We start from the raw sequence: 12911 nt of genomic DNA, 5'->3' as shown, positions 1-12911 counted from the left end.
GTTTAGGCGTTGTTGTGTGCTGCTTGCCTCTGCCGCCATGGTGGCGGGCTGCAGTTCCTACCAGCCCACCAAGAATGTCTGGAAGGGTACAAAGGATGTCTGGTATACCTATGTCAGCCCTCCCGCATCCGTGGATTATGGTGAAAAAGGAGACCTTTCGCCGCGTGCGCTGGCCCTCACCAATTGCATGATGGGGCTGGATGTGGAGCTGGGACGGTTTGAACGGACCATGCTCAATGCGGATAAACCGCCGACGCGCCAGTGGCTGGACAGCCTTTTTGCCGCCCATCCCTGGCTGGATGGTTTTGCCGGCGTCAAATATGACGGGACCCTGCTGGGGCAGGAACCCCCCAATCCGCTGAAGCAGCTGGATTTCATCCCGCTGCTGTATGAGGACAAAAAGCAGGGCAGCCGTGCCCTGCGTGCCGATGTGCAGCAGACCCCCATGGGGCCGGAAGTCATGCTGGCCGCTCCCCTGTATGATGGCGTGGATTTCCTGGGCATCGTTGTGGCCTATTTTGACATGCGCAATCTGGTGCAGTACTCCGGCAATCCCCAGGATATGGTCATCCTCAGCCCGCAGGCGCTGCTCTGGCCCGGCAAATATGACTATGCGGCGACCCCGCTCGCCTCGGTGAACTGGGAAGAGGCCGTCGCCAAAAGCTCTTCCGGTACCTGCACCAACCCCACGGGGAGTTTCTATTACATGGTGCGTTATCTGGGCAACCTGCCTCTGGTCTTCGCCGTGCCCGAATCCGGTACCTTCCCGCAGGGGAACGGCAATGTGGATCAGGGCCTGCCCTTCTTCCCCAAGGACAGGGAAAAACTTCCGCCGCCGCCCGTGCCCGAGCGCAAGAAGGACAGCGGCAAGACGACACCCGCCTTTGGCGCTTCCGAGGATGCCGTTGACAGCTACGGTGACGCCGGCGGCATGCCGCCGCAGGATGTGGCGCCCGGTGGCAACATCGTCCAGCCGCCGCAGGAAAGCGCTCCGGCACCTTCCCGCGTGCGTGAACGGCCGCTGGCCGGCGAGAACGTGAAGCCGCGCCCGCGCAGACGGCTCATCATCCCCGATGAGGCCCTTACCGTGCCCGAGCTGCCCGAAGAGACTGCCCCCGCGCCGCAGGTGCGCATGCCCAGTCCCTTCGGTCCCAGAGGCGGTGCCAAGCCCGCGGCGGACCAGGCCGGAGCGGAGACCGCCGCACCGGCAGGCCAGACGGCCCCTGCCGCCGATACGGCCCCCGCAGCAGAAGAGGCTGCCCCCGCGGCACCGGCTGCCCCCGCGGCACCGGCTGCTGCCCGGCCCGCAGCTTCCGATTCCGAAGCCCCTGCGGCGCCGGCAGAGACGGCAGCGCCTGCGGCAGAGCCTGCGGAAACGCCGGCAGCCGAAGAGCCCGCAGCTCCCAGGCGCCCGGCCCTGCTGCCCGGAGGCCGTCCCAGTCCCTTCGGTCCCAGGTAGTTGACAGCAATCACGCCGTGTGCGCCGCTTCGGCGGCGCACACGCTTTCATATCCCGTGCAAGGAGGCTTCTCATGGCCGACATTACCGTTACCGAACACCTTCTGCTGCACCAGAAACGTTCCCCCCAGGCCACCGGCCAGTTCACCGGTCTTTTGTATGACCTGATCCTGTCGGGGAAGACCATCTCCCGAAGGATAAACAAAGCCGGTCTGCTGGATATCCTTGGCGGCACGGGCGAAGTGAACGTCCAGGGCGAGAACGTGCAGAAGATGGACAGCATCGCCAATCGCATCCTTCTGTACCGCATGGAGCGTTGCGGGGCCCTGTGTGCCATGGGCTCCGAGGAAGAGCCGGAACTGGTGCGTGTGCGGCCCGAATTCCCCCGTGGGGATTACATCCTTATCTTCGATCCTCTTGATGGTTCGTCCAACATTGATGTCAACATCAACGTGGGCACCATCTTTTCCATCCTGCGCCGTCCTGCGGGCTGCACCGGGGAAGTCTCCCTGGGGGAAGTCCTGCAGCCCGGCATGCAGCAGGTGGCCGCGGGATATATCCTGTATGGTCCGTCCACCATGCTTGTGTTCAGTACCGGCCAGGGGGTGCACGGCTTCACGCTGGACCCCGGTGTCGGGGAATTCCTGCTTTCCCATCCTGACATGCGCATTCCCGAGCAGGGGCACATCTATTCCGTCAACGAAGGCAACCGGAACAACTGGGACGAGCCCGCGCGCGAGGCCGTCGAGTGGTTCCATACCTGCAAGAGCCCGGAAGGCAAGGATTATTCCGCCCGTTATGTAGGTTCGCTGGTGGCTGATTTCCACCGCACGCTTCTGTACGGCGGCATCTACCTGTATCCGCCGGACAAGAACAAGCCCAACGGCAAACTGCGCATGATGTGCGAGGCCGCCCCGCTGGCTTTCCTGGCCGAACAGGCCGGAGGCAAGGCCAGCGACGGCCGTCGCCGCATCCTTGAGCGTCGTCCCGAGACCCTGCACGCCCGCACGCCCCTGTTCATCGGTTCGGCCCGTGACGTGGAGGCGGTAGAGGCCATCTACGCCAGGTATCCGGCCTAGTCCGGGTGGGGGATCACCTTGCTTTGCCTCGGCATTGAGAGTTCCTGTGATGAGACCGCACTGGCGGTGGTCCGGGACGGTGTCCTGCTGGATGCCGTCCTGGCCAGCCAGGCGGATATCCATGCCCTGTTCGGGGGCGTCGTCCCTGAGCTGGCTTCCCGTGAGCATTACCGCTATCTGGGAACGCTGTTCGACCAGCTCATGCGGCGCCTGGATCTGCGGCCCGTCGATCTGGATGTGGTGGCGGTCTCCCGGGGGCCCGGGCTGCTGGGCAGCCTGCTGGTGGGCGTTGCCTTTGCCAAGGCGCTGGCCCTGGGCTGCGGGGCCCGTTTCCTGGGGGTCAACCACCTGCATGCGCACCTGCTGGCCGCAGGGCTGGAGAACGCGCTGCGCTTCCCCGCGCTGGGCCTGCTGGTCTCCGGCGGGCATACGCACATCTATCGCATGGAATCGCCCTCCCGCTGCATCGTTCTGGGCAGGACACTGGATGACGCGGCAGGGGAGGCCTTCGACAAGGTGGGGAAGATCCTGGGGCTGGCCTATCCCGGCGGCAGGCTGATGGATGCCCTGGCCCGGCAGGGCAGGGCGGATGCCCGCCTGTTCCCGCGTCCGTATCTGGACAATGACAATCTGGATTTCAGCTTCAGCGGCCTGAAGACCGCCGTGACCAGTTATGTGCGCCAGGTGCTGCCTGATCAGCCCTGGCCGCATCCCCTGCAGGATACGGCGGACGCTCCCCAGGCCCTGAAGGATTGCTGCGCCTCCTTCAACCTGGCGGTGGTGGAGACCATCGCCGCCAAGGTGGAGCGGGCGCTTGCCGCCAACCCTGACCTGGACCTGCTGGTCATGGCCGGCGGTGTTGCCGCCAACAGCCTGCTGCGTGAGCGCATGTCCCAGCTGATGGAAAAGCGGGGAGGCCGGACCGTCATGCCCGGCCGGGCCCTGTGCACGGACAATGCCGCCATGGTGGCCTATGCCGCCTGGCTCATCGCCAGGGAAGGCTGGCAGCATGAGCTGCGCATGGAGACCATCCCGCGTGGCAAGGCTATCCCGGACGATATGATTTTCCGGGAACTCTAGATATTTGCCGGTGTTTTTGTGTCACCGTCTTGACAGTGGCGGTTGAGGCAACTAATCTTTTGACAGCCGTGGCAGCTCGTCTGCAGCGGCGGGATCCGTCTGTCTGTGACGGGAATTTGCTGTATTTTCCAAGGAGAGACACTATGGCCGAACAGATTTCTGATGCCACTTTCGATAGCGTTGTCCTGAATTCCGATATCCCCGTGCTGCTGGACTTCTGGGCCCCCTGGTGCGGTCCCTGCCGCGCGGTGGGCCCCATCATCGATGAACTGGCCGCCGAGTACGAAGGCAAGGTCCGCATCGTCAAGATGAATGTGGACGAAAACCCGGCGACGCCCACCAAATTCGGTATCCGCGCCATCCCGACCCTGATGCTGTTCAAGAATGGCCAGGCCATCGATCAGGTGACCGGTGCCGTCAACAAGGACGCCATCGTCAACATCCTGCAGACCAAGGCCCTGGCATGAGTTCCTTCGATGCTGCAGTCATAGGCAGTGGCCCTGCCGGGGTGACGGCGGCGCTGTATCTCGTCCGTTCCGGCTGTTCCGTCATCCTTTTTGAGAAGATGGCAGCCGGGGGACAGATCCTGCAGACCGAGGCCCTGGAGAACTATCCCGGCTATCCCAAAGGGATCAAGGGCTATGAGCTGGCGGACCTGTTTGCCGCGCATCTGGAAGGTTTGCCGGTGACGCACAGCCGTGATGCTGTGGAAAGCGTCAGCGGCGAGGCCGGCGGCTTTGTCGTGCAGGCCGGTGGCAAGCAGCACAGCTGCCGGACGGTCATCGTGTGTTCCGGCGCCCATCACCGCGAGCTGGGGCTTGCCGATGAAAAGCGCCTGCAGGGACGTGGTGTTTCCTATTGTGCCCTGTGTGACGGCAACTTCTTCCGCAATGCACCGGTCGCCGTCGTGGGAGGCGGCAATGCCGCTCTGGAAGAGTCCCTCTACCTGGCCAGGCTGGCTTCCAAGGTCTATGTGATCCATCGCCGGGATGAATTTCGCGGTGCGAAGATCTATCAGGACAAGCTGGAGGCCATGCCGGACAAGGTGGAGCTGGTGCGCAGCAGCGTCGTGACCGCCCTCCACGGCGAAAATGCCCTGGCCGGCCTGAGCGTCCGGGATCTGAAGACGGACGAGATCCGCCAGATCCCTGTCGAAGGGCTGTTCATCTATGTCGGTTTCGAACCGGCAACGGCGTATCTGCCCGCCGCGCTGGAACGTGATGCCCAGGGCTTCATCGTGACGGATACAGAAATGCGGACCAGTATCCCCGGCATCTTTGCCGCGGGAGACGTGCGCTCGAAGCTGTGCCGTCAGGTCATAACTGCCGCCGGTGACGGTGCAACTGCTGCGCAGGCAGCCTTCGTCTTCCTGGAACAGCTCCATGTTTAAAAACTACCTTCGCTCTCTGACTCTGGCTTTGGCCATCTTTTCGCTGTCTGGCTGCGGCATCATCGATATGATCTACCTGCCTCCGGCCGAGGATACAGCGCAGGAGATATTCGAAGCCGGCAATGACGCCATGAGCGAAAAGAACTATGTGCGCGCGGTCGAACTGTATAACAAACTGCGGGATACGTATCCCTTCAGCCCGTATACGGTCGACGCGGAGCTGGCCCTGGCCGACGCCTATTACCTTGATGAGGAATATGTGCTGGCTGCGGAAACGTACAAGGACTTCGAGTCGCTGCATCCTCGGCATGAAGCGACCCCCTACGTCATCTATCAGACGGGCATGTCGCTCATGAAGCAGTTCCGGTCCATCGACCGGGCAACGACGATCCTGCAGGAAGCCTATGAATACTTCGCACGGCTGCAGCAGGTTTATCCTGATTCTCCCTACGCCAAGGACGCCGAGGAAAAAATGCATACCTGCCGTCGTCTGATGGCCGAGCATGAGCTTTATATCGCCGATGTGTTCTGGCATATGGAAAAATACGGTCCTGCCTGGCGGCGCTACGAGTATGTGAGCGAGACCTTCCCGGATGTCCCCGAAGTCGCCTCGCATGCCAAGGAAAAGTCCCTGGCGGCATACCACTACTACAAGGAAGAACAAGGCCGCCTGACCCGTGAAAAACGGCAGGGCAGCTGGCGAAACTGGTTCACCTGGCTGTAAGAACAAAAAAGCCCCGTTCGGGGCTTTTTTGTTCTGCACGGAAAAAGGCTTCCGTTTCGGCTTCCGGGAGGCTCGGCTGCCCGGGGAAGCACAATGACGGCGGCGCTGAGGCTTCCGGTCTGGCCTGGGGCCGCGCTGCCGCATAACAACAAGGATGGAATGACAATGAACGAGGAATACGGCCAGGCAAAAAACAGGGCCGCGCTGCTCTCCCTGCTGGCTGCCTGCCTGCTTACAGCCATCAAGCTGGTTGTGGGGATTGCTACCAACAGCCTGGGGATCCTCTCCGAAGCCTTGCACAGCGGCCTTGACCTGCTGGCGGCGGCCATGACCCTTTACGCCGTCCGGATTTCCTCACGGCCGGCGGATGACCGGCATCCTTACGGTCATGGCAAGATAGAGAACCTGTCGGCCCTGGGCGAGACGGTCCTGCTGTTCGTTATCTGCATCTGGGTCGTTTATGAGGGGGTGGGCCGTCTCCTGTCGGGTGACACGCCCGTGGCCCCGTCCATCTGGGGCATCATCGTGATGGGCATTTCCATCGTCATCGATGTGAACCGGGTGCGGGTGCTGAAGAAAGTAGCCAAAGAGACGCGGAGTCAGGCCCTGGAGGCCGATGCCCTGCACTTTTCGACGGACATCCTTTCTTCCGCTGTTGTCCTTGTGGGGGTAGGCGCGGTCTGGCTGGCCGCCAAGCTGCAATTGCCTGAACCGGTGCACAGGGTCCTGGTGCAGGCGGATACCGTGGCCGCCCTGCTGGTGGCCCTGATCATTTTCCGGGCCAGCCTGCACATGGCCCGGGAAGCCATCAATATGCTCATGGACAGCGGCTCCACGGAAGAGCAGCAGGCCATCTGCGAGGCGGTGAAGCGTCTGCCGGGCGTCCAGGACGTGCAGCGTGTCCGCCTGCGCTCCAGCGGCCCGCATTATTTCGTGGATCTGACGGTGGGGGTCGACCCGGCCATACGGGTCAGCGCAGGGCACAAGATCGCCCATGATGCCGAACTGGCTGTGGATGGCATCCTGCCGGGAGCGGATGTCACGGTCCATGTGGAGCCCGTCCGGTCAGGGCAGAAGGAAGATCCCTTTGCCGTGGTGCAGCGGGTGGCCTCCATCCAGGGGCTGGCCATCCATGATGTCCAGATCCTGCGCAGCGGGGCGGGGACGCTTGTGGAGGTCCATGTGGAAGTACCGGGGCAGGAAGCGTTCTGCGAGGCCCACAAACGGGTCCGTGCCTTTGAGGAGGCGCTGCAGACGTCCCTGCCGCAGGCCGGGATCGTCACGCACATTGATCCTGAAGAGAGCGGGGATGTCCAGGAGGAAGCGGCACCTGCCCAGACGGCCGTGGCGGATCTTGCCTGGAAGGAAGTGGAACAGGCCGTTGCCCATGAGCCCTTGCTGTGCTGCGCCCACAACTTCCATGCCTATACATTGCCGGTATACGGCTTGTGCATCTCCTTCCACTGCTGTGTCCGCCATGAGCTGAGCGTGGAAGAAGCCCACCAGCTGACTGTCCGTCTGGAAAAAGAATTGCGCGAGCGCCTGCCGCTGCTGGGGCGCATACTCATCCATCTGGAGCCGCCCAGGACGGAGGCTGCCCCGCTGGGCAAGTAATGAACGAAAGAAAAGAGGCAGGAAGATGCATGGACATTTTCCTGCCTCTTTTATCAAGAGCTTTGTCGGCCGTCTTTTTTGACAAAATGCCTTTTCCGGGACAGAGGCCTTGGAGAGAGGAGGGGACTTGAGAGAAAAGAGTCCACTTCGCTGTCCAAAGGGAGGCCTTGATCCCTCTGATCTCTAAGCCTTTTCTTCCGTTCCGGCGGTCGTCCGGGCAAGGGCTTCGGCCAGCGACGCCGTCACGGGCTGGGCGGGTTCTTCCTCAAGGATGACCGGCGCGCAGCCCGAGGCCTCGATAAGGCGCTGCCACAGGGCATCCATGCCCATGCGCTTGCTGGAAGAGGTGATGACCGGTTTGACCCCGACGATCTCGCCCCATTCCGCCTGGCGTGCCGCGCGTTCCCGCTGGTTGCACTTGTCGGCCTTGGTCAGGATGGGCAGCAGAGGAAGTCCGCAGGAACGGGCGAATCCGGCCAGATCAAGGTCCAGTTTCTGGGGGGGCAGACGGCTGTCCAGAAGCAGGGCCAGGGCACGCAGGTTCTTGCAGGTGGAAAGATATTTTTCCAGCAGGGTCGCCCAGCTGCGGCGCTCGCTGTGGCTGGCCCGGGCATAGCCGTAGCCCGGCAGGTCTACCAGAAAAAAGTTGTGGGGCTGTACCCGGTAAAAATTGATGGAGCGCGTCTTGCCCGGCGTGGCGCTGACCTTGGCCAGCTTTTTGCGCACGGCCAGGGCGTTGATGAGCGATGACTTGCCCACGTTGGAACGGCCGGCCAGGGCCACCTGGGCTTCCGGGACATCCAGAAGTTGCTGGAGGGTGTAGACGGTGCTTTCTAGGGTAAGCGTGGGCATGGTGTGGACCTCAGGCACAGCTTGACAGTAAGGGGTATTTTCACAATAATCCGCAATTCACTAAGCGTATAGTAGCCGTAGCGCGTTTTTTTTGCAAATGGCTGAAGAAAGGCCACGTGCACGGCCGCAGGAGGAAGAATGTATTCGACGACTGATTTTCGCAAGGGCCTCAAGATCGAGGTGGAAGGCATCCCCTACGAAATTGTTGACTTCCAGCACTTCAAGCCCGGCAAGGGCGGTGCCATGGTCCGCACCAAGCTGCGCAACATCCTGACGGGACGCATCCAGGACATCACCTTCCGTTCCGGCGAAAAGGTGGGCAAGCCCGACATGGAGACCCGCGACATGCAGTTCCTGTATCGCCAGGACGACGAGCTGATCTTCATGGACATGACCACCTACGAACAGCTCCAGGTCTCCACCTCCACCACCAGCGGCAAGGAAGGCTTCCTCAAGGACGGTCAGGAATGCCGCGTGCTGCTGTACAAGGGCAATCCCCTGGATATCGATATCCCGCTGAGCCTGGTGCTCGAAGTGGTGGAGACCGAACCCGGCGCCAAGGGCGATACCGTGAGCAACGTGACCAAGCCCGCCAAGCTGGAAACCGGCATCGTGGTGCAGGTGCCCATCTTCGTGAACGAAGGTGACCGCATCAAGGTCGATACCCGCACCAAGGAATACCTGGGCCGCGAATAGGCCTTTTTGCAAGATACGCGAGGGTAGACATACGGACGCACGCAAGTTCAGCCGCGAACTTTTTGGGCTTTTCCTGCTTTTCTGGGCGCTGTTGATGCTGCTCAGTGTGGTGACTTTCAGTGCCAATGACCCCAGCCTCAACCATGTGGTCAGCAAACAGGCAGAAGTCAGCAACCAGGCGGGACTTTTTGGTGCCTATACTGCCGGCTTCCTCAATGATGTTTTTGGCATAGGCGCCTATATCTGGCCCCTGGTCTTCGGGGCCCTGGGCGCGTCCTGTGTCTCCCCCGCGTATACCATCAGCTGGTGGCGCTGGTGCGGCCTTTTTTTGCTGACCATCTGCCTTCTGGTGGTGGGGGCCGCATGGGATCTGTCCCTTGGCGATATCACCGGCGGCGGGATGATCGGCAGCACCCTCCATTCCAATTCCAGCTACTACCTGAGTCCCGGAGGTTCGGGGCTTGTCTGGTTCTTCATTTTTCTGGTCGGTGTGCAACTGACCTTCAACTTTTCCTGGTTCTCCGTGGGGGCGCTTTGCATGGCCCGCATCCGGGAGCGCATTCTGCAGAAAAAACAGGATGAAGAGCACAAGCCCGAAATCGTCACCCACGGCCAGGAACTTGCGTCCCTTCCTTTCCATAAGCGTATCCTGGCCGGTCTGAAGCAGAAAAAGCCGGGCAAGGGATCTGATTTCTGGCGGGCCCTGCGCGACAAGCTGGGCAATATCCGTCCGGCCAAAGAGCCCATGCCGGAGATCTATCCTGTGGAACCCGAAGAGACGCCCGCCGCATCTGCTGCTCCCGCCAAGGATCAGGCGCCCGTTGCCGCGCCCGTCGCCGTGGCAGATGACGATGATGACTTTTTTGCGCCGTCGGCTCCCCGTCCGGTCATTGTCGAGACGGCGTCTGTGGTCCCGGCTGATGGAGACGATGAGGCTGCCGGGGCAGCGTCTGCGGACAGCGGCGTACCGTCACAGAAAGATCCCGGGATGCGTCCCGCCGCGTCCGCGCCTGCTGAGGGGGCTCCTGCACCGCAGCCCTCTCCCGCATCCCCCAAGGCCGCTGGTTCAACGCCCGCAGCTCCTTCTGGCCGGCCGACGGCCGCGCCGGAAAAGCGCCCCCGCGCCCCCATCCCCTTGCCTAGCCTCGATCTGCTGAGCCTGCCTTCCAAGGATGCTCCCCGTGTACGGCGCGAGGATCTGGAAGCCCGCGGCAAGGCACTGATGGAATGCCTGAAGGATTTCGATATCCAGAGCGAGCTTGTCCGCATCACTCCCGGCCCTGTGGTCACCATGTACGAGGTGCGCCCGGCTCCCGGTATTCGCGTCAACCGTATCGCCAATCTCAGCGACGATCTGGCCCTGGCCCTCAAGGCCATCGCCGTGCGCATCCAGGCGCCGATCCCCGGTTCCGATACGGTAGGCATCGAGATCCCCAATGATGACCGGGAGATCGTCAATTTCAGGGAGCTGGCCTCGTCGGAAGATTTCCGCAAGGGCTGCGGGCCCCTGACCATGATCCTGGGCAAGGATATCGCCGGTCGCCCCTTCATGGCGGATCTGACCCGGATGCCGCATCTGCTGGTGGCAGGCGCCACCGGTGCGGGCAAGAGCGTCTGTCTCAATGGTATCCTGCTCAGCCTGCTGTACCGCACGCAGCCGGAAGAGATGCGCTTGCTCCTGGTGGACCCCAAACGTATTGAAATGGCCATGTACGCCGATGAGCCCCACCTGATCCATCCCGTGGTGACGGAGATGAGCGAAGCCAAGAACGCTCTCGACTGGGCCGTGCATGAAATGGATCAGCGCTATGAGGCCATGGCCCGCATGGGCGTACGCAACGTGGCCTCGTACAATCAGCGTCTGGCCGGCTACAATGGCCAGCTCCCGCCGGATCTGGCGGATCTGGAGCCCTTGCCTTATCTGGTCATCGTCATCGACGAGCTGGCCGACTTGATGATGACGGCTGCCCGAGAAGTGGAGACCAGCATCGTGCGTCTGGCCCAGCTGGCCCGCGCCGCCGGCATCCATATGATCCTGGCTACCCAGCGTCCCAGCGTGGATGTGGTAACCGGTCTGATCAAGGCCAACTTCCCGTGCCGCATTTCGTTCCAGGTCACGTCGCGGCATGATTCGCGTACCATCCTGGACCAGGCCGGTGCGGAGCACCTGCTGGGCCGCGGGGACATGCTGTTCAAGCCCAGTGGCGGGCGCCTGCAGCGTTTGCATGGCCCCTTCCTGAGTGATGAAGAAGTGCAGAACGTCGTCGGCTACTGGAAGCACCATCTCGTGCCCAGTTATAAGGTCAGTTTTGCGGACTGGAACACTGACGGCGCCGCCGGTGGCAATGGGGGCGGCAGCGGAGCGGGCGATGTGGCTTCTGATCCCCTGTATGCAGAAGTCCAGGCCTTTGTGACCGAACAGGGCAGGGTGTCCATTTCCCTGATCCAGCGACGCTTCAAGATCGGCTTCAACAGAGCCGCCAATATGGTGGAACAGCTGGAGGCCGATGGTATCATTGGCCCTGCCGACGGCAGCAAGCCGCGAGCCGTGGTCAAATAGGAGGTAACAAATGCGCATGATAAAATCTCTGGTGCTTGGAGCCGTATCCCTGCTGGCGCTTGCCTCATGGGCGCAGGCGGCCGATCTTGTTGGTGATCTCAAACAGCGTTATGACAGTTTGCAGTCCTTTTCCGCCGAGTTTGAACAGAAGCTTACCCATAAGGAAAGCGGAGCTGTGGAAACGCGCTACGGGACCCTGCACTTCAAAAAGCCCCTGCTCATCCGCTGGGAGACGAAAAAGCCCATCAAGGAAACCCTTGTGGTCACGGGCAAAGAGATTTGGGATTATATCCCGGACGAGGAAGTGGCCTACCGCTATCCCCACGATCTGGTACAGGACTCCCGCAGCATCATCCAGGTGCTGACCGGCCAGGCCGCGTTGAGCAAGGATTTTGACATCAAGGAAGAGGGCACGGAGAACGGGATGCGGAAACTCCGCCTGTACCCCAAGGATCCGACGCCCCAGATGGTGGAAGCCCTGATCTGGGTCGATGCCCAGACCTTTATCCGCCGTGTGGATCTGGTGGACTTTTACGGCAATCATAACGATGTGAATTTCACCAAGTTCATCCCGGACGTCATGCTGGGAAGCGGCACCTTCCAGTTTACGCCGCCCAAGGGAGTGGATGTGGAGGACCGTACTGATAAAGCCAAGGTGCAGGAGCGTGAGCTTTTCAAATAGCCGTCCGGCATGTGACATTCGTAAAAGGTCCCGGTTTCCGGGGCCTTTTTCATTTTATGGGCTTTAGCCTGTTGAGCGCCTGACAGGCGCGAAACAAAAAACCACCCGCTATGCGGGTGGAGACAATACGTTATACACACAAAAACACCTTTCCGATACGATGAAGTTGTTCAAGCCCATCGCAACTTTAACGGAAAGGTGTTTTTGTTATGAAAACTAAGGCTCATAGTTTAGCACATACGAAGTTGTTGTGCAAGTATCATATCGTCTTTACTCCAAAATATAGAAGGAAAATAATCTTCGCACAGCTTCGTGAAAGTATAAAAGAAATTTTGCAATGTCTCTGCAAATATAAAGGGGTTGAGATTCTGGAAGGGCATCTGATGCCGGATCATGTCCACATGCTGGTGTCCATACCTCCTAAAATCAGTGTGGCAAATTTCATGGGCTACCTGAAAGGGAAAAGTTCGTTGATGATATTCGATAAACACGCAAACCTTAAGTATAAGTTCGGCAACAGAAAATTTTGGGCCGAAGGATATTATGTCAGTACGGTGGGGCTTAATGAGGCAACGATTAAAAAGTATATCCAGGATCAGGAACGCCACGATATTATAAGAGACAAGCTGACATCACGCGAATATCAAGACCCCTTTAAGGGGTAGTCAAGGCGGCAAGGGCACTGGGCTTGAACAACGTGAAAGCCAGCGTCTTTAGGCGCAGCCGGTAATAGGCCCTTATAGGGCCAGAGCAAACCACCTGCTTTGCGGGTGGTT

At 60.7% G+C, this 12911-nt stretch carries 12 protein-coding genes; 11 read left to right on the top strand and 1 reads right to left on the bottom strand.

The features are described 5' to 3' along the window. Positions 1-16: 16 nt before the first annotated feature. From DESPIGER_RS03530 to DESPIGER_RS03500, 7 genes are all read left to right on the top strand, one after another. Positions 17-1459, top strand: coding sequence for a hypothetical protein (locus DESPIGER_RS03530; RefSeq protein WP_231927628.1), 1443 nt, complete (start codon positions 17-19; stop codon positions 1457-1459). Positions 1460-1532: 73 nt separating this feature from the next. Beyond that, positions 1533-2537 carry a class 1 fructose-bisphosphatase gene (gene fbp / locus DESPIGER_RS03525; RefSeq protein ID WP_072333128.1) on the top strand — a complete coding sequence of 335 codons (1005 nt, stop codon included), beginning with the start codon at positions 1533-1535 and terminating at the stop codon, positions 2535-2537. Positions 2538-2555: 18 nt separating this feature from the next. After that, positions 2556-3617, top strand: a complete 1062-nt coding sequence (tsaD, locus tag DESPIGER_RS03520; RefSeq protein WP_072333125.1) for a tRNA (adenosine(37)-N6)-threonylcarbamoyltransferase complex transferase subunit TsaD — start codon at positions 2556-2558, stop codon at positions 3615-3617. Positions 3618-3760: 143 nt separating this feature from the next. Further along, entirely contained in the window at positions 3761-4084 is a 324-nt protein-coding gene (gene trxA, locus DESPIGER_RS03515; RefSeq protein ID WP_006005379.1) for a thioredoxin, read from the top strand. Beyond that, a complete protein-coding gene (gene trxB, locus DESPIGER_RS03510; protein ID WP_072333123.1) occupies positions 4081-5007 on the top strand; it encodes a thioredoxin-disulfide reductase in 927 nt (308 codons plus the stop codon). Before trxA ends, trxB begins: the two co-directional genes overlap by 4 nt. Further along, entirely contained in the window at positions 5000-5731 is a 732-nt protein-coding gene (locus tag DESPIGER_RS03505) for an outer membrane protein assembly factor BamD (protein WP_072333120.1), read from the top strand. Before trxB ends, DESPIGER_RS03505 begins: the two co-directional genes overlap by 8 nt. A gap of 165 nt (positions 5732-5896) precedes the next feature. Continuing rightward, a complete protein-coding gene (locus tag DESPIGER_RS03500) occupies positions 5897-7345 on the top strand; it encodes a cation diffusion facilitator family transporter (protein WP_083575273.1) in 1449 nt (482 codons plus the stop codon). Positions 7346-7528: 183 nt separating this feature from the next. Here the strand turns inward: DESPIGER_RS03500 and yihA are convergent, their stop codons facing one another. After that, entirely contained in the window at positions 7529-8197 is a 669-nt protein-coding gene (yihA, locus tag DESPIGER_RS03495; RefSeq protein WP_072333114.1) for a ribosome biogenesis GTP-binding protein YihA/YsxC, read from the bottom strand. A 138-nt stretch (positions 8198-8335) separates the two neighbouring features. On the opposite strand from yihA, the gene efp reads away from it, so the two are divergent. The 4 genes from efp to tnpA all read left to right on the top strand — a co-directional run bounded on the left by efp (position 8336) and on the right by tnpA (position 12800). After that, positions 8336-8893 (top strand): elongation factor P, encoded by a 558-nt coding sequence (efp, locus tag DESPIGER_RS03490; RefSeq protein ID WP_072333111.1) that lies wholly within the window; start codon positions 8336-8338, stop codon positions 8891-8893. 94 nt (positions 8894-8987) lie between these two features. Beyond that, positions 8988-11453: a DNA translocase FtsK gene (locus DESPIGER_RS03485; RefSeq protein WP_231927627.1), complete on the top strand. Its 2466-nt coding sequence runs from the start codon at positions 8988-8990 to the stop codon at positions 11451-11453. A 10-nt stretch (positions 11454-11463) separates the two neighbouring features. Further along, complete coding sequence (lolA, locus tag DESPIGER_RS03480) at positions 11464-12135, top strand: outer membrane lipoprotein chaperone LolA (RefSeq protein ID WP_072333108.1); 672 nt, start codon at positions 11464-11466, stop codon at positions 12133-12135. A gap of 209 nt (positions 12136-12344) precedes the next feature. Further along, entirely contained in the window at positions 12345-12800 is a 456-nt protein-coding gene (gene tnpA / locus DESPIGER_RS03475; protein WP_072331899.1) for an IS200/IS605 family transposase, read from the top strand. Positions 12801-12911 lie beyond the last annotated feature (111 nt).

It is taken from the genome of Desulfovibrio piger, assembly GCF_900116045.1.
In the GTDB taxonomy this organism is placed as follows: Bacteria; Desulfobacterota; Desulfovibrionia; order Desulfovibrionales; family Desulfovibrionaceae; genus Desulfovibrio; species Desulfovibrio piger_A.
The sequence above is the reverse complement of the archived record's forward strand: the minus strand, read 5'-3'. Positions and strand labels throughout refer to the sequence as shown.

Excerpts from the sequence above, each read along its gene's own strand:
- tnpA (WP_072331899.1), top strand. The coding sequence starts at position 12,345 with ATGAAAACTAAGGCTCATAGTTTAGCACATACGAAGTTGTTGTGCAAG.
- trxB (WP_072333123.1), top strand. The coding sequence starts at position 4,081 with ATGAGTTCCTTCGATGCTGCAGTCATAGGCAGTGGCCCTGCCGGGGTG.
- DESPIGER_RS03505 (WP_072333120.1), top strand. The coding sequence starts at position 5,000 with ATGTTTAAAAACTACCTTCGCTCTCTGACTCTGGCTTTGGCCATCTTT.
- lolA (WP_072333108.1), top strand. The coding sequence starts at position 11,464 with ATGCGCATGATAAAATCTCTGGTGCTTGGAGCCGTATCCCTGCTGGCG.
- yihA (WP_072333114.1), bottom strand. The coding sequence starts at position 8,197 with ATGCCCACGCTTACCCTAGAAAGCACCGTCTACACCCTCCAGCAACTT.
- DESPIGER_RS03500 (WP_083575273.1), top strand. The coding sequence starts at position 5,897 with ATGAACGAGGAATACGGCCAGGCAAAAAACAGGGCCGCGCTGCTCTCC.
- DESPIGER_RS03485 (WP_231927627.1), top strand. The coding sequence starts at position 8,988 with ATGCTGCTCAGTGTGGTGACTTTCAGTGCCAATGACCCCAGCCTCAAC.
- efp (WP_072333111.1), top strand. The coding sequence starts at position 8,336 with ATGTATTCGACGACTGATTTTCGCAAGGGCCTCAAGATCGAGGTGGAA.
- trxA (WP_006005379.1), top strand. The coding sequence starts at position 3,761 with ATGGCCGAACAGATTTCTGATGCCACTTTCGATAGCGTTGTCCTGAAT.
- fbp (WP_072333128.1), top strand. The coding sequence starts at position 1,533 with ATGGCCGACATTACCGTTACCGAACACCTTCTGCTGCACCAGAAACGT.